Source organism: Vibrio harveyi NBRC 15634 = ATCC 14126 = KCTC 12724 (assembly GCF_001591145.1).
GTDB lineage: Bacteria > Pseudomonadota > Gammaproteobacteria > Enterobacterales > Vibrionaceae > Vibrio > Vibrio harveyi.
This window is the reverse complement of the sequence record NZ_BCUF01000017.1, coordinates 19,462-40,012: the sequence shown is the minus strand read 5'-3', so window position 1 is coordinate 40,012 and position 20,551 is coordinate 19,462. Positions and strand designations below refer to the sequence as shown.

The following is a 20,551-nucleotide window of genomic DNA, read 5'->3' as shown; positions in this document are numbered from 1 at the left end:
CGTTATTCCTTAACGTTCTTTTCCAATGAAGTGTGGCGAATTTGTACTTGGTGTCCTTTATCAGCAAAGAACTCACCGATTTTTTGAGTGAGATAAACCGAGCGGTGCTTGCCACCAGTACAACCAATCGCAACTGTAAGGTAGCTGCGGTTGTTTTTCTCGAGTAGAGGTAACCAAGTCTCAATGAAGCTCTCAATTTGGTATTTCAGGTCAAGTACAGACTGATGCTGCTCTAAGAACGCACCGATTGGAGCGTCTAAACCAGTGAGAGGGCGCAGTGCTGGCTCCCAGTGTGGGTTTGGTAGGAAGCGTACATCGAACACGTAATCCGCGTCTGATGGTAAGCCGTACTTGAAACCAAATGATTCAAACACCATCACCAAGTCTTTGCGTTCCCTGCCTTCAACTCGCATGCGTACCGTTTCGCTAAGGTCATGAAGAGATTGACCACTACTGTTCAATACTAAGTCTGCATGGGCTTTTAGCGGCATTAGGATGTCATGCTCAAGTTCGATAGCTTGATCAAGAGAAAGCGACTGGCTGCCAAGTGACAGTGGGTGGATTCGACGAGTTTCGCTGTAGCGCTTGAGTAGGGTTTCTTTGTTGGCGTCTAAGAAAAGTACTGTCACATCCAGTTCAGCTTTTAGCTTTTCAAGTGTGGTGTTCAGTTCTTTGAGTTTCTTAGGGATATTGCGAATATCGATACTTACTGCCACGTTCTGTTTGCTATCGGAAACCGATTGAACAAACGCATCAAGCAAGTTAACTGGTAGGTTGTCTACACAATAGTAGCCTAAGTCCTCAAGCACACGTAAAGCAACACTCTTCCCGGCACCAGAGTGCCCACTAACAACGATTAATCGCATGGTGATCGTCCTGATTACTGATGAATCATAATGTCGTAGAGTTCTTCATCGCTCTGAGCGTTACGCAAGCTCTTAAGTACTTGCTTGTCGCTTAGGCGCTCTGCCATAGAGGATAATGTTTTGAGGTGCTCTTTGCACTGTTCTTCTGGAACAAGGAGAGCAAAAAGAAGGTCGACAGGTCGATTGTCGATAGCATCAAACTCAATCGCCTCGTCACATTGAAGTAACACCGCGATGGCTTTGTCGCTTGATTGCATTCTTGCGTGGGGGATAGCAATACCGTTACCGATACCAGTACTACCCATTTTTTCTCTGCTGAGCATACACTCAAACAGTTCCGTAGAATCTTGACCCGTGTTCTCAGCAACAATTTGACTGATCATCTCTAGGGCACGTTTCTTACTTGTACAATGGACTGCACTTTTGGTGCAGTCCAGTGACAGTATCTCGCTCAGTTGCATGATTAATGACTGTTTAGTTTTTCTTTGTGCTTGTTAAGTTGACGAACTAATTTATCCACCAGCGAGTCAATTGCTGCATACATATTTTCGTCGTTCGATGACGCGTGGATTTCGCCTTGATTTATGTGGAGTGTAGCTTCCGCTATTTGGTCAAGTTTTTCAACTTTTAGTACCACGTGAACTTGGTTAATGTGGTCGAAGAACCTTTCGAGCTTCTGAAACTTAGATTGAACATAGTCTTGCATTGAATCGGTAAGATCAACGTGATGGCCTTGAATATTGATTTGCATAGACTTTCCTTTTCAGTTGGTGCCTTAAAGTAGGCGTTTACGCTGACTTGAAGGGGCGATACCCAAGGATTCGCGATATTTCGCAATCGTTCGTCTTGCGACTTGAATCCCTTGGTCAGCCAGAAGAGCAGCAATCTTACTATCACTTAAAGGTTTAGCGGTATTTTCCGCTGCGACCAGTTTCTTGATGAGAGCACGAATTGCTGTGGACGAACATTCTCCACCATTGTCTGTACTGACATGGCTAGAGAAGAAGTACTTCAATTCAAAAATGCCACGTGGTGTGTGCATGAACTTCTGCGTTGTCACACGAGAAATCGTTGATTCATGCATGTCCACTGCCAATGCTACATCGTTTAGTACCATTGGTTTCATGGCTTCTTCACCATACTCGAAGAAATCTTGTTGATGTTCAACAATACATCTTGCAACTTTGAGAAGCGTCTCGTTTCTGCTTTCTAGGCTCTTAATCAGCCATTTTGCCTCTTGCAAATTGCTGCGAATGTACTGGCTATCCGCACTGTTGCCTTTGCCTAGCTGCGCATATTGTTGATTTACTTTTAGTTTTGGAATGCTGTCAGGGTTAATGGATACGGTCCACTTACCATGATCTTTAAATACGGACACATCTGGAATGACGTATTCAGTGTCATCCGGTGTGATGCGACTGCCTGGGCGAGGATCAAGTTGTTGAATTAGCTTCAAGACTTCACGCAGGTCAGCTTCTTTAAGCTTAGTCTCTTTGATGACTAGCTTGTAGTCGCGATTACCAAGGTGATCGATATGATCGCTCAATACCATTTTCGCTTCTGCTAGCCACGGCGTATCTTCTGGGAAGGTCGCTAATTGCAGCAGTAAACATTCTTGTAGGTTGCGGGATGCAACACCAAGCGGGTCAAATTGTTGAATACGCTTACGCACTGCTTCGATTTCATCTAACTCGACTTCCTCATTATTGAAGCTCTCATGGATTTCTTCAGGAGAAAGAGTGAGGTAGCCATAATCATCGACAGCATCGATGATCGCGAGTGCGATGGTGCGGTCTGTTTCACTGAAAGGCGTGAGATCTAATTGCCACATGAGGTAATCATGCAGTGATTCAGTGGTTTCACCTTGGTAGACCGGCATGTCGTCATCAAGCGCTAGACCTGTACTGCCAGTGTTAGCGCTGTAAACGTCATCCCAGGTGGTATCGATTTCTAGTTCAGAACTGATTTCAGATTTTTCAATTACGTCTGAACTGTCTGGAAGATCGGGTTCAGAGGTGTCGTTGGCACTGGCTTCAGCGGCTTCGGATGCTGACTTATCTTCACCATTTACTTGAGGTTCATCGTGACCTTCTTCAACTTCCAATAGCGGGTTGGAATCCAGCGCTTCTTGAATTTCTTGTTGAAGATCGAGCGTCGACAATTGCAACAAACGGATGGCTTGTTGCAGCTGCGGCGTCATGGCTAACTGTTGACCTAGCTTGAGTTGTAATGAAGGTTTCATTCAGTGTTACTTACCTTGTAATGCTCAGAATCTTACCGTTCCTAATGTAATCATAGACGGAATTGTTCGCCGAGATAAACTTGTTTCACCTGCTCGTTATTGAGAACTTCATCCGGAGTTCCCGATGCGATGAGATGTCCTTGGCTTACGATATAGGCTTTTTCACATACGTCCAAGGTTTCACGAACGTTGTGGTCAGTGATTAGTACACCAAGACCGCGATCGCGCAGGTGTTCGATGATTTTTTTGATGTCGTTAACCGAAATAGGGTCAACACCCGCAAATGGTTCATCCAGCAAAATGAACTGAGGGTTAGCAGCTAGTGCTCGCGCGATTTCTACACGGCGGCGCTCACCACCCGATAGTGCCATACCCGCACTGGTGCGTATGTGCTGTATGTGGAATTCTTCTAACAAATCTTCCAGCTTATCTTGACGCTCTTCTCGCGTTAACTCTTGACGAGTTTCCAGAACCGCCATGATGTTGTCTTCAACCGACAGCTTACGGAAGATGGAGGCTTCCTGTGGCAGGTAACCGATACCCATACGAGAGCGGCTATGCATCGGCAGAATACTGATGTCTTGGTTGTCGATTGTAATGGTGCCTTCGTCACGTGGTACCAAGCCAACGATCATATAAAACGATGTGGTTTTACCCGCACCGTTAGGACCCAATAGACCAACAATCTGACCAGACTCTACTTCAAGGCTTACATCAGTTACCACCTTGCGTTTTTTGTAGCTTTTAGCAAGGTTCTTTGCACTTAGTACTGCCATATTAGTTCTCGACTTGGTTCGGTTGCAGGATGGTTGTTACGCGCTCATCCTTCGAGCTGTCAGCGACTAGCTTCTGTTGACCAATTTGGTAACGAATTGACGAACCTTTGATGGTGTTTCCGTCTTGAGCCAGTTGCGCTTGACCTTTCATGGTCAATTCATCAGTAGAAATACGGTAGTCTAACTCAGTCGCCTGACCACTGAGCGTTTTGCCATCGTCCATTAACTGAGAAAAGGTAGCTGGTTTGCCAAATGCTTGGATCTGTTTGATAGACTCGGTTTTAGGATCGCGAGTCACCACGATTCTATCAGCATCGATATTGATGCTACCTTGCTTAAGCGATACATCCCCTTTGAAGATCACCTGATTACTCTTCATGTCCACTTGTTGAGTGTCTGAATTAATGTAAACCGGCTGTTGTGTATCCGACTTAAGTGCTAACGCTTGTGGCGCTGCTAAAACCAATGCCAATAGGCTAAGGTGTAACGGTTTCATATCGACCTTGAACTTCATCAGTTAGAGTCGCAGTGTGAGCCTTTAAGTTGCCCTGCATTGCGCCCCCAGTAGTTTCAAATTGCGGTCCAACCAACATCACTTGTTGATCGGCTTTAAAATCACGATTGGTTAGATTAATCACCAATTTGTCTGTCGCCATGGTATCGAAACTTGCACCAGGCAAAAGGTTTTGCATTAGCACGTTGTCGTACAGCGTCAGAATTTGGTCTTCATCTAAGACTGCTCTGGTTGCAGTCACCTTCCACTCAACCACACTACCTTCGCGGTACACCATGAGTGTTGGGCTCTTAAATATCGTGTCTCCACTTTTGGCATAATGATCCAAATTAGTGGAACGGATGATGTAACTGCGGACACCATCTTCACCATAAGTGATGTTTTCTAGTCCAGTACCACTGAACATAGGCAGTTCTAAATTTGGTGCTACTTGGATATTTTCATTGCTTTTTGGCGTCATGAGGTAATAACCGCACCACGCAACAACAAAAATCAAGAGCAAATAAATAAGGCGAGTAAAACTCATAAAATAAAGGCCTTTATCTTAGCTCAGTACTTCCCTGACCATTGCCTTAATCTGTTAAATCAATCGTTAAGTCTTTTTGGTGACGCAATATTACATCACGCCAGCCTTTAATAAATCATGCATATTCAGTGCGCCGACAATTTTATTGTCATCACACAAGATCAGAGCATTGATGTTTTTGTCTTGCATCAGGTTTAAGCCTTCTACTGCTAGCATCTCAGGATGGGCGGTAGTTGGGTTTTTCGTCATCACTTCACCAATGGCTGTGGTATGGATATCAATGCGTTTATCTAACGTACGACGTAAATCGCCATCAGTGAATATACCAAGCATAGCATCGTGCTCATCGACGATAGCGGTCATGCCTAAGCCTTTTTCCGAAATCTCAAGCAGTGCGTCACGAATTAAAGCATCTGGTGACACTTTTGGTAGCGAATTACCAAAGTGCATAATATCAGACAGCTTAAGCAGCAATTTTCTTCCCAAGGCGCCACCTGGATGTGATAACGCAAAATCTTCTGCAGAGAACCCTCGCGCTTGGAGAAGTGCAACTGCCAGTGCATCGCCCATGACCAACGTTGCCGTGGTGCTGCTGGTTGGAGCAAGACCAAGCGGACAAGCTTCTTTTGGTACAGTAATTTGCAAGTGGAGATCGGACAGTTTCGCCATGTTAGATTCCGGCTTACCTGTCATGCTGATGATCTTAATGTTCAAGCGTTTCAAAACAGGGAACAGAGATAAAATCTCATGTGATTCACCTGAGTTTGAAATGGCGATAACAATGTCGCCAGCACTGATCATACCGAGATCACCGTGAGCCGCTTCACCTGGGTGAACGAAAAATGCAGAGGTACCTGTGCTTGCAAGCGTAGCGGCAATCTTGTTGCCAATGTGACCTGACTTGCCCATACCCATCACGACAACCTTGCCGTTGTTGGAAAGAATCAATTCGCAAGCTTGCTCAAACTGCGCATCAAAGTATTGGTCTAGCTGTTGTAGTGCTTTCACTTCGATATCGAGTACTTGTTTAGCAGCAGCGCGAAAATCAAATTGAGTGGACATATCAGTGCTCCAATTTGTCTTTACTTATTATGTTATTAAGCAGCCATGTTTGCGAATAGGTAAACTTGGTAAGCCAAGAAACACACAAACAAAATGCCACCTTCAATGCGGTTGATGCTACGAGATTTACCCAAGCACATCGCTACAAGTAGTAGAGATACACCCAGCATTACCCAGAAATCACGCCCCATTGCATATTCGCTTAGCATTGATGGATTAATAATGCCCGGTAGACCCATTACCGCAAGAATGTTGAATACGTTTGAGCCGATGATGTTACCAACTGCCATATCGTCTTCGCCCTTTAGAACACCAGCAAGAGAAGCTGCCAGCTCAGGAAGACTAGTACCAATGGCAATAATGGTTAAACCGATCACGAGGTCACTCATGCCAAAGTACTTCGCAATGATCACGGCGTTATCAACCAACATACTTGCTGCCAAAGGAAGCAGTATCAGACCGATCACTACCCACATCACCGCTTTTGAGTTGCTCACACCTTCTGGTACTTCAGACTCTTGATCTTCAACAAACGCATCACCCGCTTTTTGCTCTTTACGGCTAATTTGCAACATTGCAAACAAGAAACCACCAAACAGAATGAACAGCAGCACGCCTTCGTAAAAACCTAAATGGCTATCCCATAGCAAAATACCCGCCAGTACGGTTACTGCTATCATCAAAGGCAGTTCACGGCGAATAACTGCAGAACTGATAGAAAGGGGCTTAATAAGCGCTGTAATGCCTAGGATTAAAGCAATGTTGGCAATGTTGGAACCCAATACGTTACCAACGGCAGTATCGGTTTTTCCATCCCATGCTGCTGTCGCCGAAACCATCATTTCCGGCGCAGATGAACCCATTGCTAGGATTGTCATACCGATCACTAAAGGTGAAATACCGACGTTGCGGGCCAGAGCAGCAGAGCCAAAAACAAGTTTATCTGCACTCCAAACAAGTAAAACAAGACCGACGATAAGCAACGCAACGGCTTCGAGCATGATGATTCCTAAGTAATAAAATAAGTGAAATGAGTAACCGCTAATTTTGACCTTTTGCGGCCAAAAATGGAAGATAAACAACAAATAAATTAAAGGTTAGTAACGAAATTGTGTTTAATTGTTGCTCATACACTTGTCTGTTGGAATACGGCTATTCTGGAATGGGATTTAAACACCTTCCTTGGGTTTCGTCATATTTTATGCTGAATTGCTTGAATTTCGTCGGCTTTATTTAATCGAACAGTGCTTTTAATTCAGGTTCATTGTGCTTATGATTGCAGCCTAATAAGTGTACCGAAGTCACTTTAGGATATTCTCGACGTAATATCTTGAAAACAATCGGGGTTGAGTTGGATTGCAACTCTGTGAGAACCGCTCACAACTAGTAGAAGAGATAGTATGTCGAACAACGATTTAGTTACCGTTAACAATCTCACTTTTTCACGTGGAGAGCGCAAGATCTTCGATGGCATTGATCTGCATGTGCCAAAAGGAAAAGTGACGGCCATTATGGGACCGTCGGGGATTGGTAAAACGACACTGCTGCGCCTTATTGGTGGGCAGATTTATCCCGAGCAAGGGGAGATCTGGTTTGATGGCGATAATATTCCATCCCTGTCTCGTAAAAAGCTTTATCAAGCACGCAAAAAAATGAGCATGTTGTTCCAGTCGGGAGCTTTGTTTACTGACTTGAATGTGTTCGACAATGTGGCGTTTCCTTTGCGTGAACACACGGAACTTTCCGAAGAATTAATTCGTACCATGGTGCTTCTAAAGCTTGAAGCGGTCGGATTACGAGGTGCGGCAGAATTGATGCCAAGTGAGCTTTCCGGCGGCATGGCTCGCCGAGCTGCACTAGCTCGTGCCATAGCCTTAGACCCAGATCTCATCATGTACGATGAACCTTTTGTTGGGCAGGACCCAATCACTATGGGCGTTTTGGTTGAGCTAATTAGCAACTTGAATCGCGCATTGGGGCTGACTTCAATCGTCGTCTCTCATGATGTGCCTGAAGTGATGAGTATCGCGGATTGGGTCTACTTGATGGCTGATGGCAAAATCATTGCTTTTGGTACGCCACAAGAGTTGATCGATAATCCCGACCCACGTGTGAAGCAATTCTTACAAGGGGAAGCCGATGGTCCCGTGCCGTTTCGCTTTCCTGCTCAAAGTATCGAAAAGGACTTATTTGATGGTCGATAGCTTTATTCAATTTGTCGCTTCATTAGGTAAACGAACATTAGCCATCTGTGAAGCCTTTGGTCGTGCGACCTTGATGCTTGTTGGCGCATTAGTGACTCGACCTCAGCCAATCAAGAATTTTCCTCTGTTGATTAAACAGCTTTATTCCGTAGGTGTGCAATCGCTGGCGATTATTGTCGTTTCTGGCTTGTTCATCGGCATGGTGCTTAGCTTGCAAGGTTATGTTGTGCTGGTGGATTACGGAGCAGAAGGCAGCCTGGGTCAAATGGTCGCTCTTTCGCTACTACGTGAGTTAGGACCAGTAGTAACAGCGTTATTGTTTGCTGGTCGCGCTGGCTCAGCACTGACTGCAGAAATTGGGTTGATGAAGGCAACGGAGCAGCTTTCAAGCATGGAAATGATGGCTGTGGATCCACTAAAACGTGTCATCGCACCACGTTTTTGGGCTGGGGCTATCTCAATGCCATTATTAGCTATGATCTTTATGGCAGTTGGTATCTGGGGCGCTCAGCTTGTTGGTGTGGATTGGAAAGGCGTAGACCACGGCAGCTTCTGGGCTGCGATGCAATCTTCAGTGGAATTAGGTCAAGACATCGGTAACAGCATGATCAAATGTATTATGTTCGCGATTACCGTTACTTGGATCGCTCTATTTAATGGCTATGACGCTATTCCAACTTCGGAAGGGATCAGCCGAGCAACGACGCGCACTGTTGTGCATTCTTCTTTAGCAGTACTGGGACTAGACTTTGTACTGACCGCATTGATGTTTGGGAATTAATCATGCAACAAACACGTAAAACAGAATTATGGGTTGGCAGCTTTGTATTAGCAGGAATTTGCGCGATTCTTGTGATGATTTTTCAGGTTGCTGACGTAAAAAGCATTGGCTCTGGCAATACTTACACCCTGAAAGCCGAGTTCGATAATATTGGTAGCTTGAAAGTACGTTCTCCTGTGAAAGTAGGTGGCGTTGTTATCGGTCGTGTAAGTAACATTACACTTAACCCTGATAGCCTATTACCTGTAGTGAGCTTGTCGATTAACAGCCAATATAATCAATTCCCAGAAACTTCTAGCGTGCAAATTTTGACATCTGGATTGATTGGTGAGCAGTACATTGGCTTGGTACCGGGCTTTGTTTTTGATGATGAAGAAATGCTTGTTGATGGTGACACCATCGAAGACACCAAATCTGCATTGGTACTAGAAGACCTGATCGGTCAGGTTCTATACAGCATTGGTGGCTCAGGCGATTCTGGTGACACGAGTAAGGAATAATCCATGTTTTCTAGACTATTACTTTCTTTCTTAGCAGCATTTACTGCATTTGGAGCCGTTGCTGCTGAAGTAGATAAAACTCAGCCATACCAAATGATGAAGCAGGTTGCAGAAGTGACGTTTGAGCGTCTCAAAGCGGAGCAATCGCAAATCAAAAAAGATCCAAACTTGCTAAAAACCATCGTTGAAGAAGAGCTTATGCCTTATGTCAACGATCGCTATGCGGCATTGAAACTGCTTGGTCCAAACCTAAAAGGGGCGAAGCGTGAAGATGTGGGTGAATTCATCACAGCATTTCGTGCTTACTTGGTGACGTCATACGCGCAAGTATTAACGCAATATACGGATCAACAAATTGAGTTTGGTCCGGAGCCAAAACTGGATCCTTCTAAGCGCATTACTAGCGTCAAGGTTGAAATCATCGACGCACCGCGTCCAAATATCAAACTTGAATTTAAACTGCGCAAAGATAAGAAGACCGGTGAGTGGTTAGCATTCGATATGGTGGCTGAGGGTATTAGCCTACTATCAAGCAAACAATCGGAGTGGAATACACAAATTCGCCAAGAAGGTATTCTTGCGGTCGCTAAAGATTTAGAGAAACTGGCTGCACAGCCAATTCGCTTCGAGGCAGCAAAGTAATGGCACAGTCTCATTCTCAGTGGCATTTACAGGCAGACATTCTTAAGCTTACAGGGGCGCTGGATCGCGATTCGGTGCCGTCTTTGTGGGCGGTGGCACAGCAATGGCGACCTTCTCAAACCGAGCTAGAATGCTCACTCCAAGAGATTGAACGCATCGACTCTGCGGGAATGGTGATGTTAATCCACTTATTAGAGCATGCAAAAAAGCAAAACTGTCATATAATGCTCAGTTTCGTGCCAGCGCAATTGCGCACTTTGTTTCAATTGAGCAACGTTGAATCTTTAGTGGCCAAACATATACAGAATTATCAGGGGTAAATTGTGGATAGCGCAAAAGTACAACAGTTACTAGAAGAAGCACTAAACCTTCAAGAAGTGCATGTAAAAGGTGAAGGGAGCCACTATGAAGTGGTTGCTGTTGATGCTTGTTTCGATGGAATGAGCCGCGTTAAGAAGCAGCAGTTAATTTACGGTCCTCTGATGGATTACATCCAGCGTAACGACATTCACGCGCTATCAATCAAAGCGTTCACTCCAGAAGAGTGGGCTCGTGATAAGAAGCTAATGTCGCTTTAAGGTTTATTGATGGAAAAGTTTCGAGTTATTGGGTCAGATAAACCACTGGTTGGTGAAGTGACCATTTCAGGTGCAAAAAACGCAGCACTGCCGATTTTATTTGCGTCTATCTTGGCGGAAGAGCCAGTAGAAGTGGCAAACGTGCCACACCTTCGTGATATCGACACAACCATGGAACTACTAAAGCGTCTAGGCGCAAAAGTAAGTCGTAATGGTTCCGTTCATGTCGATCCAAGCAGCATTAATGAATACTGCGCTCCTTATGATTTAGTAAAAACCATGCGTGCTTCTATTTGGGCGCTTGGTCCTCTTGTCGCGCGCTTTGGTCAAGGTCAGGTGTCTCTACCTGGCGGTTGTGCTATCGGTGCTCGTCCTGTTGATCTACACATTACTGGTCTAGAACAGCTTGGCGCGACCATTACTCTTGAAGATGGTTACGTTAAAGCAGAAGTCGATGGTCGCCTTAAAGGCGCGCACATCGTGATGGACAAGGTGAGTGTTGGTGCAACCATCACTATCATGTGTGCAGCAGCACTTGCTGAAGGTACGACAACACTAGACAACGCAGCGCGTGAACCTGAAATCGTAGATACGGCTGACTTCCTAAACAAACTTGGCGCGAAAATCTCTGGAGCAGGTACTGACACCATCACTATTGAAGGTGTTGAGCGCTTAGGTGGTGGCAAACATAGCGTTGTGGCTGACCGTATCGAAACAGGTACATTCCTAGTTGCAGCTGCCGTGTCTGGCGGTAAAGTGGTATGTCGCAACACCAATGGTCACCTGCTAGAAGCGGTACTGGCTAAGCTAGAAGAAGCGGGCGCGTTGGTAGAAACTGGTGAAGATTGGATCTCTGTTGATATGACAGATCGCGAGCTGAAAGCTGTGAGCATTCGTACTGCACCACACCCAGGTTTTCCAACGGACATGCAAGCACAATTTACGCTGTTAAACATGATGGCGAAAGGTGGCGGCGTGATCACTGAAACTATCTTTGAAAACCGTTTCATGCACGTGCCTGAATTGATGCGCATGGGCGCGAAAGCGGAAATCGAAGGTAACACAGTAATTTGCGGTGATGTAGATTCTTTAAGTGGTGCACAAGTGATGGCAACTGACTTACGAGCTTCGGCAAGTTTGGTGATTGCTGGTTGTATCGCGAAAGGCGAAACCATCGTTGACCGTATCTACCACATCGACCGTGGTTACGACAAAATCGAAAATAAACTGTCTGCACTTGGCGCAAATATTGAGCGCGTAAGTGAGGCGGGTTAAACTGCATCGCAGTTGACCTAGATATGAAGAGAGCCGAAACGTAGGTTTCGGCTTTTTTATATCGCGTTTTCTTTCATAGTTCATGACTATGTTCAAAGAGACAATAATAGCTGTAGCTGGCGCAAAGCCGGTTCTTGGAGAACAACAATGATTGCACTGTTACGTGTATTTGCTGTCGCAATTTTCGCAATTGTGATGTTTATTGGTGGTTGTGGTTACTGCCTACTTAGCCCTAGAAACCCTAAGCACGTTTTCACGTTCGGTCGTCTATTCGGCAAAATGTCACGTGTATTTGGTATCAAGCTAGAATTGCGTATTCCGGAAGATGCGTATTCTCGCGGTCAGCATGTTTACATTGCTAACCACCAGAACAACTGGGACCTTTTCACTGTATCTTCAGCTGTTACACCTAAGGTAGTAACGGTAGGTAAGAAGAGTCTTGCGTGGATGCCTTTGTTTGGTCAGCTTTACTGGCTAACAGGTAACATCTTGATTGATCGTGCAAACCGCTCTAAAGCAAAAGGTACTATCGACCAAGTTGTAGATAGCATCAAAAACAGCGACGTTTCAGTGTGGATGTTCCCTGAAGGTACACGTTCACGTGGTCGTGGTTTACTGCCATTTAAAACTGGTGCATTCCATGCAGCTATCGGTGCAGAAGTGCCAATCATTCCAATCGTGTGCAGCTCTACAGGTCACATTAAACTGAACCGTTGGAACAATGGTCATGTGATCATTGAAATGTTACCTCCAGTAAGCACGGAAGGTTACGGCAAAGAGGGCGTACGTGAGTTAGCTAATGTTTGTCGTGAAGAGATGAAAGCGAAACTGGAAGCCTTGGATGAAGAAGTGAAACAGCGCAACGCAGCTTGAGTTTTACGGCGATATCATCGCAAAAAGACAATAAAAAACGGGTAGCTTGAGCTACCCGTTTTTTATGCTTGTCAGCAAGGGCAATTATTTGCGAACTGCGATTGCTTCAATCTCGATACCGACATCTTTAGGCAGGCGAGCTACTTCTACACAAGAACGTGCAGGGTAGTTTGCTACTTCGTGCTCATCGAAAAACTTGCCGTAAACTTCGTTCACAGTACCGAAGTCGTTTAGGTCTTTCACGAATACTGTCATTTTAACGATATCAGTAACCTTAAGACCTGATGCTTCCACAACTGCTTTTACGTTCTCTAGAGATTGACGAGCTTGCTCTGCGATGTCTGCAGACACTTCACCTGTCGCTGGGTTTACTGGGATTTGGCCAGAAGTTAGAACCATGTTGCCTAGATCTACGCCTTGAACGTAAGGACCGATTGCTGCTGGTGCAGACTCAGTGTGAAGTACTTTCGTCATTTGAATTGTTCCATCTGTTTAGGGGAATAAAGAGTTTACTCAAGCATCTTGAGTGTTCTTAAGAAGAATCAGTTTGCCTTTAAACATGAAGCACGTAAAGAGCAAAATACCCCGCATTAGCGGGGTATCAGTTAATTTATCGTTAGCAAGATTCGAAGCGGGAAATTAACGCTCAGTCACGATCTCACGTGCGAAAACTTTCTCACAGTATTTACACTTCAGACGGATTTCTTCCTTCTTCTCGAACACCTGGAAGCTGCTCGCAACCGGTTCGTTGTGTGTAATACAGTTGCTGTTCGGACACTCAAACACGTTGTTGATTCGCTCAGGGAGTTCTAGCGCTAGCTTCTTCACTACTTCGTAGTTTTCGATTTGGTTAACGGTCGCGTGTGGTGCGTACAGTGCTAGTTTACTTGCCTGCTCTTCGTTGATGAACACGTTTTCAATCTTGAGTAGGTCTTTATGACCGAGTGCAGATGAAGGCAGATTCAGACCGATGGTGACACGTTGAGAAGAGTTGTGCATATCGAACAGCTTCAACACTTTGATACCAATTTGTGCTGGGATGTGGTCGATTACTGTGCCGTTTTTGATTGCTTCAACCTGCAATTGAGTTTCTTTAGCCATGTCTTTTTCTCCCTCGATTACAGTGTTTCGTTAAGAACCAGTGCCAACAACGCTTGGCGCGCGTAAACGCCGTTTTCTGCTTGTTGGAAGTAGTAAGCGTGTGGTGTGACGTCGACGTCTGTGGTGATTTCATCCACGCGTGGCAGTGGGTGCAGTACTTTCAAGTTTTCACGTGCACCTTCTAGTATTGCCGCCGTTAGGATGTAAGCTGATTTGATGTGCGCGTATTCGGATTCATCAAAGCGCTCTTTTTGTACGCGAGTCATGTACAGAATGTCGAGCTCAGGAATCACGCTTTCCATGTCTGTGTGTAGGCTGTATTGAATGCCTGCTTCATCTAGCTCTTCACAGATGTAGTCTGGCATTGCGAGTGCTTCTGGTGCAACAAAGAAGAAGCGAATGTTATTGAACTTTGCCAATGCTTGAGTCAACGAGTGCACGGTGCGACCGTATTTTAGGTCACCAACAAACGCAACGTTTAGGTTGTCTAGACGACCTTGCGTTTCCGCGATGGTGTATAGGTCGAGTAGCGTTTGCGTTGGGTGTTGGTTTGCGCCGTCACCTGCATTGATAACTGGTACGCCGTTAGAGAACTCAGAGGCTAAGCGCGCTGCGCCTTCTTGAGGGTGGCGCATCACGAATGCATCGACGTAAGAAGAGATAACTTGAACTGAGTCAGATAGCGTCTCGCCTTTTTTCGCCAGAGAGGTGTTACCACCGTTATCAAAACCAATAACATCGCCACCGATACGTTGAATTGCTGTCTCGAATGACAGGCGAGTACGTGTGGATGGCTCAAAGAAACAGCTTGCTACAACCTTGTTTTTAATCAGTTCTGGACGAGGTTCTTTTTTTAGCTGACCTGCAGTTTCTACAATCAGTTCCAGTTCTTCACGTGAAAGCTCTGGAATAGAGATGATGTGCTTCTGGTAAAGCGAGTTCGCCATGATCTTCTTCCCTATAACAGTGGTGACTATCCCCAAAATTCACCGCGATGGAATTTTAGGCATAAAAAAACCTCCCCAATTGGGGAGGTTTTAAAATTCAATAGAATTAACGAAAATAACAGCACGTAAGCGTAGTCGCTTAGCTAGAGCAAATCGCGTTTTTACGTCAGTAATCGGCGTGGTCATTTCGTAATCCTCAGACAAATTGCCGAGCATTATACGCTTAACTTTCGTGAGCGCAAGCGATTACATCATGGTTTTTGTTACCATTTTTAATGCTTTGGTTTAGCTGCCTAATGTCGCAACCATCACGGCTTTGATGGTGTGCATGCGGTTCTCGGCTTCGTCGAATACGATAGAGTATTCAGATTCAAACACCTCTTCGGTTACTTCAAGCCCTTTCATACCGTATTTCTCCGCGACCTCTTTACCCACAGTCGTTTCATCGTTGTGGAAGGCTGGCAGGCAGTGCATGAACTTCACATGAGGGTTACCCGTTTGCTTAATCACATCCATATTGATTTGGTAAGGTGTCATCAGAGCAACACGCTCATCCCAAGCCTCAGCCGACTCACCCATCGAGACCCAAACGTCGGTGTATAAGAAGTCACACCCTTTAACGCCTTCTTCAACGTTTTCCGTCAGTGTGATTTTCGCACCGGTTTGTTGGGCAATTTCTTGGCAAGTTGCCACTAATGCTTCTTCTGGCCAGAACGCTTTTGGCGCTACAAGGCGGATGTCCATGCCCATTTTTGCTGCGCCAACCATGAGTGAATTACCCATGTTATTGCGAGCATCACCAAGGTAAGCAAACGTCATCTCATGCAGTTGTTTCCCACGTCCGTGCTCTTGCATGGTCAGGAAGTCCGCAAGGATTTGGGTAGGGTGGAACTCATCCGTTAAACCATTCCAGACAGGTACGCCTGCAAAAGTACCAAGCTCTTCAACAATCGATTGACCAAAGCCACGGTATTCGATGCCATCGTACATACGACCAAGAACACGAGCGGTGTCTTTCATCGATTCTTTATGACCGATCTGTGAGCCAGAAGGACCGATGTAAGAGACTTGAGCGCCTTGGTCAAAGGCCGCGACTTCAAACGCACATCGGGTACGAGTAGAAGATTTCTCAAAGATTAGTGCGATGTTTTTACCTTGAAGTTTCTTCTGCTCTGTTCCTGCATATTTAGCTTTTTTCAGCTCTGCAGACAGTTCGAGCAAAAACTGGATCTCTTTAGTTGAGAAGTCCAATAGCTTCAAAAAGTTGCGATTACGTAGATTGAAAGCCATAGCTCGTCCCTTAGGTCGTTTGGTTGATAAAGAATAAAAGCATTAAAACATATAAATGCTTTTATTGTGAATAATTATTTTAATTAAAAACAAAAAAAGGTTGATGCATTCACATCAACCTTAGTCTCAATTGGTTTTATTTGGTGGGAGAGATTTCTCAAATATCGTCACGTTCGATTGGGCAACTCATACAACGTGCACCACCACGACCGCGACCAAGCTCGTTACCCGGAATAGTCAGGACTTCAATACCAGCTTTGTCGTACTTCTCGTTAGTGTAGACGTTACGTTCGTAACCAATCACAACACCTGGTTTCACCGTCAGTACGTTGTTGGCATCGTTCCATTGCTCTCGTTCAGCTTCGTAGCTGTCACCACCGGTTGTGATTATCTTCAATTGATCTAAGCCAAGTGCCGACTCAATGGCGTGCAGATAGTTGTGTGACGCTTCGACATGCATTTCATCGTTGCCTTTAGGTGTTAGGCGCCAAGTGTCTAAATCTTTACGCATGATCTCTGGGTATACCGAGAAAGTGTCTACATCCATGTGCGTCATGACCGTATCAAGGTGCATGCACGAGCGGTGTTTTGGTAGGTCGATAGCAATCACTTCTTTCGCCTGACCAGATTTAAACAGGCTTGCCGCTAAGTTTTCTACACCTTGTGGGGTTGTGCGCTCAGACATACCAATCAGAACCGCACCTTTACCGATAACCAGTACATCACCACCTTCAACGTTGGCATTGTCGTAGTGCTGGTCTTCATCACCAAAGTAGTTAATGAAGTCTTGACCAGCGAAGGTTGGGTGCCAGCGATAAATCGCACGCAGATGGTTGGTTTCGCGTTGACGTGCAGGCATCATCATTGGGTTAAGAGAAACGCCGCCGTATACCCAGCATGACGTGTCACGGGTAAAGAGGTGGTTCGGCAGAGGTTCGATCACGAAGTCCAGTGGGCGCTTCATCTTCGGCAACATTGATGAAGATTTGATTGGCAGTTCCGAGTAAGCCAAGCCGCCAAGGAGAATGCTTGCTAGATGCTCATCGTCCATCTCTGCGAAGTACTGGCGTAAGTCACGAGCGAAAGTCGGACCGTAACGGAAGTCAGAGATCTGAGTATTCAACAACCATTGTTTTGCTTCTGGAACCGCAAGGGTTTCAACCAGTAGATCATGAAGTAGTAGTACTTCGACATCTTGTTCACGCAGTGTGCGCGCAAACGCGTCGTGTTCTTCACCTGCCGCTTCTACCGCTAATACGTCATCAAACAGTAGCTCATGGCAGTTCGATGGCGTTAGGTGGGTGAGGGCGCGCTCTGGGCGGTTTAATAGAACTCGTCTTAGTTGACCAACTTCTGATCCAACGTACAGCTTACTCATTTTGCATCCTTACAAATATTCCAGCCGTTAGTTATGACAAGCTTGGTGCAAAGATGCAAGTCTTAGAACTTTGCTTATATATTGCAAAAATATAATTTTTTGGCGTTATATTTTGTAAATGCTTCCTTGGTGTATTTTAATTCTATATTTTGTTGTTTGTTCATGAGTTTTAAAAAGTGCGTTTTTATTCTTTTTCGTTTGAGAAAGAAGTCATACATCAAAAGTGCATAAAACGTGCATAACCATTCTGAAATATGCAGTTTTTGGCTTTCTTTTATTCGTTAGGTCAGAATTAACGAGCCGTTGCTGTATTCACTCCAAGATCATAAACACGCAAACAAGCCTAAAATTACTCGTCTCAGGCTCAATTAGGATCTTCTGAATATTAAAGATTAGCCGTTTTTGTTAATTTTTTGTTTCTGTGAGCGAGGTTTAGATTTGTGAGTAAAAATTATCATCAAGAATCACCGCAGTTTGGTGTTTGTTTGTGGCTTTTCATCGCAATCCGTGCCATATTTCACCGCATTAACGTACTCAGTTTAGAGTATAGTGTTTCCATCAAGTAACTAATCTGGAGCCAAAACATGTCTCACGAAGATGAATATCTATCAGTAGAAGAATTAATTGAGATTCAAAAGGAAGAGACTCGCGATATCATTGCAGCATTGCTAGAAGATGGCAGCGATCCAGATTCACTATACGAAATCGAGCACCACCTATTTGCTGAAGACTTCGATACGCTAGAAAAAGCGGTTGTTGAAGCGTTCAAGATGGGCTTTGAAGTTCTTGAAGCTGAAGAAACAGAAGATGAAGACGGCAACAAACTGCTTTGCTGTGATGCAACAATGGAATCTGCACTAAACGCAGAAGCAATTGATGCTCAGGTTGAGAAACTGGTTCATCTGGCAGAAAAATACGACATCATTTATGACGGTTGGGGTACTTACTACGAAGGCGAAGATGCGCTTTACCCTGAAGAAGATGATGAAGACGAAGAGTAATCCTCTTATTCAATCTAAGAAGCCAGCGTTTATCGCTGGCTTTTTTGTGCCCTGAAAATGATAACCGCAGGTAACGATAAATAATTCTCATTGAGTTTGTGTGCTTATTGCCTGTAACCCTAAGTTACTTGTGTATATAATGCGTGAAAATTGATCTAGCTCAAGGTAACTATGCAACTCTCACTCGCCGGTTTATGGCAAGTCTCTCCACTGACGGACCTTTCTATCCCACAGGATGACATTACTTTCCCTGCTCCTTTGAGTCAGGTATTGCCTGCTGAGCTGACAGAAGAAGCAATTCGTCAGCAAGAGTGGCATCTGATGCATGACATCGAAGTGGATGAATCCATGATGGCATTCCCAGCGGTAGAAATGGTGTTGGGTGGTGTGGATTACCATGCTGAAGTGCGTTTAAACGGGGTAGCATTGTTCGACTGTGACGGTTCACAAAGCGTGTACAAAAAAGACATTCGTCCGTTCATGCAGATGGGGCGTAACCGTTTTGAGATCCTGTTCCTTGAGGAAGAAGAAGATCTTCTGCTGGATGAGGATAAACCAGAGTTGTGCTCACTTGCGGATCATGAATACCAAAAGAGTGATGAGCGCTTGGGGGTATGGCAAGAGCCGTATCTGCAGTTTATTCGCAATGTGCGTTTAGACCGTGTAGCAACCGAGCAGATTTGGCACCATGGTGGTGGTTGTGAGTTTAAAGTAGACTTGTACTATCAAACTTTTGCGCCGGGTCTAGTATCGGCATCGGTTAAGTTTAATGGCATGACTTACCATATTCCTATTGATGTCCGAGCGGATCATGCGAGTGCTTTATTCCAGATCGAAGCGCCAAAGTATGCCGATCTTAACGATCCCGATCCAAAAGATCTCTACGAACTCGTGGTGGAGTTGGATGGGCAACGCCAAGCATTTACAGTGGCGCTTAGCCAAGAGCTCTGTGTTACCCATCTTGTACTTTAAGTTTGGGGATAAAGCGCTATAACGTTTTAAGCATCACGACTTCACATGCATCATGCCCTGTTTGTCCTAGCGGGGCATCGAGATGCTCAAAGCCTAGCTTTTCGTACAAACCTACCGCCTCTCTCAGACATTCGGTCGTTTCCAAATAGCACTGCTGATACCCAAACTGTTTCGCCAGTTGTAAGCTTAATGCGACGATGCGTTTGGCTAAGCCGTGTCCTCGCGTTTGAGGTAAGAAGTACATCTTTTGCAGCTCACACACATTTGGCTCACCAGCTAAAGGTGCAAAGCCGCCGCCACCCACAATCTCGCCTTGGTACTCTACTACCCAGTAGGCTGCGCCTTGTTGGTCGTAAACCGAGTACATGTCATCAAGCGTTGGATCTGCCACACCATAACCTTTATCTGCGGTTAAACCGTATTCTGCAGAGACTTTACGAATCACGTCCGCAACTTGCGAGTTATCTGCTTTGGTAAGAGGTCGAAGAACGTATTCCTCAGCCTGGCACACTTTCGTTAGCCCTTTTAGGTAAGTCTCTAGACCAAGTTTGAGTTGCTCTTGCTCGTTGTCATCGAGTTGGGTAAGCAGTTGTTCAAAGAAGCTGTTTTGCTGCTGGTCTAGTTGCGATAACGCCTGTTGCCCTTGCTCTGTAAGCGCGACAAGTTGGCTACGTTTGTCTTTTGGGTTTTCGATGCTCTCAACCAAGCCTAATTTAATCAGACCAGTAACGGTTCGGCTCGCATTGGACTTGTCGACATTAAGCTGCTGTGCCAATTGATTGATGGTTAACGGCTGCAGCTGGATTTCACCTAATGCGTGCGCTTGTACTGGAGTGAGGGCGACATCGCCGCATTGTTTATCGAGCATACCAAGCAATCGGACGGCTTGACGGGAGTAGTGTCGGAGTTGACGAGCATTCATAATCACTTACCTCTGGAAACAAAGTTGCGCACCGCAATTAAATTAATTGCGGTGCGCAACTTTGTCAATGGTAAATGTTATTTTGCTTGTTAGGAGGCGTA

Annotated in this window: 26 protein-coding genes; 10 read left to right on the top strand and 16 right to left on the bottom strand. The window is 45.2% G+C overall.

Features of this window, described 5'->3' with window-relative positions:
• Positions 1-2 precede the first annotated feature (2 nt).
• From rapZ to VHA02S_RS10890, 9 genes are all read right to left on the bottom strand, one after another.
• Positions 3-866 (bottom strand): RNase adapter RapZ, encoded by an 864-nt coding sequence (rapZ, locus tag VHA02S_RS10930; protein ID WP_005444380.1) that lies wholly within the window; start codon positions 864-866, stop codon positions 3-5.
• 14 nt (positions 867-880) lie between these two features.
• Positions 881-1,327: a PTS IIA-like nitrogen regulatory protein PtsN gene (gene ptsN, locus VHA02S_RS10925; RefSeq protein ID WP_005444382.1), complete on the bottom strand. Its 447-nt coding sequence runs from the start codon at positions 1,325-1,327 to the stop codon at positions 881-883.
• A 2-nt stretch (positions 1,328-1,329) separates the two neighbouring features.
• Positions 1,330-1,617, bottom strand: coding sequence for a ribosome hibernation promoting factor (gene hpf, locus VHA02S_RS10920; protein ID WP_005444384.1), 288 nt, complete (start codon positions 1,615-1,617; stop codon positions 1,330-1,332).
• A gap of 24 nt (positions 1,618-1,641) precedes the next feature.
• A complete protein-coding gene (locus VHA02S_RS10915; RefSeq protein ID WP_005444386.1) occupies positions 1,642-3,108 on the bottom strand; it encodes an RNA polymerase factor sigma-54 in 1,467 nt (488 codons plus the stop codon).
• A gap of 50 nt (positions 3,109-3,158) precedes the next feature.
• Positions 3,159-3,884 (bottom strand): LPS export ABC transporter ATP-binding protein, encoded by a 726-nt coding sequence (gene lptB / locus VHA02S_RS10910; protein WP_005444387.1) that lies wholly within the window; start codon positions 3,882-3,884, stop codon positions 3,159-3,161.
• A 1-nt stretch (position 3,885) separates the two neighbouring features.
• Positions 3,886-4,380 (bottom strand): lipopolysaccharide transport periplasmic protein LptA, encoded by a 495-nt coding sequence (lptA, locus tag VHA02S_RS10905; protein ID WP_005444389.1) that lies wholly within the window; start codon positions 4,378-4,380, stop codon positions 3,886-3,888.
• Complete coding sequence (lptC, locus tag VHA02S_RS10900; protein WP_005444391.1) at positions 4,361-4,924, bottom strand: LPS export ABC transporter periplasmic protein LptC; 564 nt, start codon at positions 4,922-4,924, stop codon at positions 4,361-4,363. The genes lptA and lptC overlap by 20 nt, the downstream gene beginning before the upstream one ends.
• 90 nt (positions 4,925-5,014) lie before the next feature.
• The gene (kdsD, locus tag VHA02S_RS10895; RefSeq protein WP_017187891.1) at positions 5,015-5,986 is read right to left on the bottom strand and encodes an arabinose-5-phosphate isomerase KdsD; all 972 of its coding nucleotides are present in this window, start codon (positions 5,984-5,986) and stop codon (positions 5,015-5,017) included.
• Positions 5,987-6,021: 35 nt separating this feature from the next.
• Positions 6,022-6,987 (bottom strand): calcium/sodium antiporter, encoded by a 966-nt coding sequence (locus tag VHA02S_RS10890; RefSeq protein ID WP_005444395.1) that lies wholly within the window; start codon positions 6,985-6,987, stop codon positions 6,022-6,024.
• 399 nt (positions 6,988-7,386) lie between these two features.
• On the opposite strand from VHA02S_RS10890, the gene mlaF reads away from it, so the two are divergent.
• The 8 genes from mlaF to VHA02S_RS10850 all read left to right on the top strand — a co-directional run bounded on the left by mlaF (position 7,387) and on the right by VHA02S_RS10850 (position 12,839).
• Positions 7,387-8,190, top strand: a complete 804-nt coding sequence (gene mlaF / locus VHA02S_RS10885; RefSeq protein ID WP_005444397.1) for a phospholipid ABC transporter ATP-binding protein MlaF — start codon at positions 7,387-7,389, stop codon at positions 8,188-8,190.
• On the top strand, positions 8,180-8,971 hold the full coding sequence (mlaE, locus tag VHA02S_RS10880) for a lipid asymmetry maintenance ABC transporter permease subunit MlaE (protein WP_038898327.1): 792 nt from the start codon (positions 8,180-8,182) through the stop codon (positions 8,969-8,971). The genes mlaF and mlaE overlap by 11 nt, the downstream gene beginning before the upstream one ends.
• Positions 8,972-8,973: 2 nt before the next feature.
• Positions 8,974-9,471, top strand: a complete 498-nt coding sequence (gene mlaD / locus VHA02S_RS10875; protein ID WP_005436386.1) for an outer membrane lipid asymmetry maintenance protein MlaD — start codon at positions 8,974-8,976, stop codon at positions 9,469-9,471.
• Positions 9,472-9,474: 3 nt separating this feature from the next.
• The gene (locus VHA02S_RS10870; protein WP_038898328.1) at positions 9,475-10,113 is read left to right on the top strand and encodes an MlaC/ttg2D family ABC transporter substrate-binding protein; all 639 of its coding nucleotides are present in this window, start codon (positions 9,475-9,477) and stop codon (positions 10,111-10,113) included.
• On the top strand, positions 10,113-10,433 hold the full coding sequence (locus tag VHA02S_RS10865; RefSeq protein WP_005444403.1) for an STAS domain-containing protein: 321 nt from the start codon (positions 10,113-10,115) through the stop codon (positions 10,431-10,433). Before VHA02S_RS10870 ends, VHA02S_RS10865 begins: the two co-directional genes overlap by 1 nt.
• 3 nt (positions 10,434-10,436) lie before the next feature.
• On the top strand, positions 10,437-10,691 hold the full coding sequence (ibaG, locus tag VHA02S_RS10860) for a BolA family iron metabolism protein IbaG (protein WP_005432865.1): 255 nt from the start codon (positions 10,437-10,439) through the stop codon (positions 10,689-10,691).
• Positions 10,692-10,700: 9 nt separating this feature from the next.
• Positions 10,701-11,966 carry a UDP-N-acetylglucosamine 1-carboxyvinyltransferase gene (murA, locus tag VHA02S_RS10855; RefSeq protein ID WP_005444406.1) on the top strand — a complete coding sequence of 422 codons (1,266 nt, stop codon included), beginning with the start codon at positions 10,701-10,703 and terminating at the stop codon, positions 11,964-11,966.
• Between the two features lie 147 nt (positions 11,967-12,113).
• The gene (locus VHA02S_RS10850; protein ID WP_005444408.1) at positions 12,114-12,839 is read left to right on the top strand and encodes a 1-acylglycerol-3-phosphate O-acyltransferase; all 726 of its coding nucleotides are present in this window, start codon (positions 12,114-12,116) and stop codon (positions 12,837-12,839) included.
• A gap of 84 nt (positions 12,840-12,923) precedes the next feature.
• Here the strand turns inward: VHA02S_RS10850 and VHA02S_RS10845 are convergent, their stop codons facing one another.
• The 6 genes from VHA02S_RS10845 to arcA form a co-directional block, all read right to left on the bottom strand.
• On the bottom strand, positions 12,924-13,313 hold the full coding sequence (locus tag VHA02S_RS10845) for a RidA family protein (RefSeq protein WP_005432832.1): 390 nt from the start codon (positions 13,311-13,313) through the stop codon (positions 12,924-12,926).
• Between the two features lie 165 nt (positions 13,314-13,478).
• The gene (pyrI, locus tag VHA02S_RS10840; RefSeq protein WP_005448817.1) at positions 13,479-13,940 is read right to left on the bottom strand and encodes an aspartate carbamoyltransferase regulatory subunit; all 462 of its coding nucleotides are present in this window, start codon (positions 13,938-13,940) and stop codon (positions 13,479-13,481) included.
• A 17-nt stretch (positions 13,941-13,957) separates the two neighbouring features.
• Entirely contained in the window at positions 13,958-14,887 is a 930-nt protein-coding gene (gene pyrB, locus VHA02S_RS10835; RefSeq protein ID WP_038898330.1) for an aspartate carbamoyltransferase, read from the bottom strand.
• Positions 14,888-14,977: 90 nt separating this feature from the next.
• A complete protein-coding gene (locus VHA02S_RS26505) occupies positions 14,978-15,103 on the bottom strand; it encodes an aspartate carbamoyltransferase (RefSeq protein ID WP_080640362.1) in 126 nt (41 codons plus the stop codon).
• A 69-nt stretch (positions 15,104-15,172) separates the two neighbouring features.
• Positions 15,173-16,177: an ornithine carbamoyltransferase gene (locus VHA02S_RS10830; RefSeq protein ID WP_010648073.1), complete on the bottom strand. Its 1,005-nt coding sequence runs from the start codon at positions 16,175-16,177 to the stop codon at positions 15,173-15,175.
• Between the two features lie 157 nt (positions 16,178-16,334).
• Positions 16,335-17,555: an arginine deiminase gene (arcA, locus tag VHA02S_RS10825; protein WP_038898331.1), complete on the bottom strand. Its 1,221-nt coding sequence runs from the start codon at positions 17,553-17,555 to the stop codon at positions 16,335-16,337.
• A gap of 584 nt (positions 17,556-18,139) precedes the next feature.
• On the opposite strand from arcA, the gene rraB reads away from it, so the two are divergent.
• Together rraB and VHA02S_RS10815 are read left to right on the top strand one after the other, a co-directional pair.
• Positions 18,140-18,556: a ribonuclease E inhibitor RraB gene (gene rraB / locus VHA02S_RS10820; RefSeq protein WP_005432867.1), complete on the top strand. Its 417-nt coding sequence runs from the start codon at positions 18,140-18,142 to the stop codon at positions 18,554-18,556.
• Positions 18,557-18,727: 171 nt separating this feature from the next.
• The gene (locus VHA02S_RS10815; protein ID WP_017187889.1) at positions 18,728-19,528 is read left to right on the top strand and encodes a glycosyl hydrolase 2 galactose-binding domain-containing protein; all 801 of its coding nucleotides are present in this window, start codon (positions 18,728-18,730) and stop codon (positions 19,526-19,528) included.
• A gap of 16 nt (positions 19,529-19,544) precedes the next feature.
• Here VHA02S_RS10815 and VHA02S_RS25300 read toward each other — a convergent pair whose 3' ends face one another.
• The gene (locus tag VHA02S_RS25300) at positions 19,545-20,450 is read right to left on the bottom strand and encodes a bifunctional helix-turn-helix transcriptional regulator/GNAT family N-acetyltransferase (protein ID WP_080640363.1); all 906 of its coding nucleotides are present in this window, start codon (positions 20,448-20,450) and stop codon (positions 19,545-19,547) included.
• Between the last annotated feature and the right edge of the window lie 101 nt (positions 20,451-20,551).

Excerpts from the sequence above, each read along its gene's own strand:
- rapZ (WP_005444380.1), bottom strand. The coding sequence starts at position 866 with ATGCGATTAATCGTTGTTAGTGGGCACTCTGGTGCCGGGAAGAGTGTT.
- ptsN (WP_005444382.1), bottom strand. The coding sequence starts at position 1,327 with ATGCAACTGAGCGAGATACTGTCACTGGACTGCACCAAAAGTGCAGTC.
- hpf (WP_005444384.1), bottom strand. The coding sequence starts at position 1,617 with ATGCAAATCAATATTCAAGGCCATCACGTTGATCTTACCGATTCAATG.
- VHA02S_RS10915 (WP_005444386.1), bottom strand. The coding sequence starts at position 3,108 with ATGAAACCTTCATTACAACTCAAGCTAGGTCAACAGTTAGCCATGACG.
- lptB (WP_005444387.1), bottom strand. The coding sequence starts at position 3,884 with ATGGCAGTACTAAGTGCAAAGAACCTTGCTAAAAGCTACAAAAAACGC.
- lptA (WP_005444389.1), bottom strand. The coding sequence starts at position 4,380 with ATGAAACCGTTACACCTTAGCCTATTGGCATTGGTTTTAGCAGCGCCA.
- lptC (WP_005444391.1), bottom strand. The coding sequence starts at position 4,924 with ATGAGTTTTACTCGCCTTATTTATTTGCTCTTGATTTTTGTTGTTGCG.
- kdsD (WP_017187891.1), bottom strand. The coding sequence starts at position 5,986 with ATGTCCACTCAATTTGATTTTCGCGCTGCTGCTAAACAAGTACTCGAT.
- VHA02S_RS10890 (WP_005444395.1), bottom strand. The coding sequence starts at position 6,987 with ATGCTCGAAGCCGTTGCGTTGCTTATCGTCGGTCTTGTTTTACTTGTT.
- mlaF (WP_005444397.1), top strand. The coding sequence starts at position 7,387 with ATGTCGAACAACGATTTAGTTACCGTTAACAATCTCACTTTTTCACGT.
- mlaE (WP_038898327.1), top strand. The coding sequence starts at position 8,180 with ATGGTCGATAGCTTTATTCAATTTGTCGCTTCATTAGGTAAACGAACA.
- mlaD (WP_005436386.1), top strand. The coding sequence starts at position 8,974 with ATGCAACAAACACGTAAAACAGAATTATGGGTTGGCAGCTTTGTATTA.
- VHA02S_RS10870 (WP_038898328.1), top strand. The coding sequence starts at position 9,475 with ATGTTTTCTAGACTATTACTTTCTTTCTTAGCAGCATTTACTGCATTT.
- VHA02S_RS10865 (WP_005444403.1), top strand. The coding sequence starts at position 10,113 with ATGGCACAGTCTCATTCTCAGTGGCATTTACAGGCAGACATTCTTAAG.
- murA (WP_005444406.1), top strand. The coding sequence starts at position 10,701 with ATGGAAAAGTTTCGAGTTATTGGGTCAGATAAACCACTGGTTGGTGAA.
- VHA02S_RS10850 (WP_005444408.1), top strand. The coding sequence starts at position 12,114 with ATGATTGCACTGTTACGTGTATTTGCTGTCGCAATTTTCGCAATTGTG.
- VHA02S_RS10845 (WP_005432832.1), bottom strand. The coding sequence starts at position 13,313 with ATGACGAAAGTACTTCACACTGAGTCTGCACCAGCAGCAATCGGTCCT.
- pyrI (WP_005448817.1), bottom strand. The coding sequence starts at position 13,940 with ATGGCTAAAGAAACTCAATTGCAGGTTGAAGCAATCAAAAACGGCACA.
- pyrB (WP_038898330.1), bottom strand. The coding sequence starts at position 14,887 with ATGGCGAACTCGCTTTACCAGAAGCACATCATCTCTATTCCAGAGCTT.
- VHA02S_RS26505 (WP_080640362.1), bottom strand. The coding sequence starts at position 15,103 with ATGCTCGGCAATTTGTCTGAGGATTACGAAATGACCACGCCGATTACT.
- VHA02S_RS10830 (WP_010648073.1), bottom strand. The coding sequence starts at position 16,177 with ATGGCTTTCAATCTACGTAATCGCAACTTTTTGAAGCTATTGGACTTC.
- arcA (WP_038898331.1), bottom strand. The coding sequence starts at position 17,555 with ATGAGTAAGCTGTACGTTGGATCAGAAGTTGGTCAACTAAGACGAGTT.
- rraB (WP_005432867.1), top strand. The coding sequence starts at position 18,140 with ATGTCTCACGAAGATGAATATCTATCAGTAGAAGAATTAATTGAGATT.
- VHA02S_RS10815 (WP_017187889.1), top strand. The coding sequence starts at position 18,728 with ATGCAACTCTCACTCGCCGGTTTATGGCAAGTCTCTCCACTGACGGAC.
- VHA02S_RS25300 (WP_080640363.1), bottom strand. The coding sequence starts at position 20,450 with ATGAATGCTCGTCAACTCCGACACTACTCCCGTCAAGCCGTCCGATTG.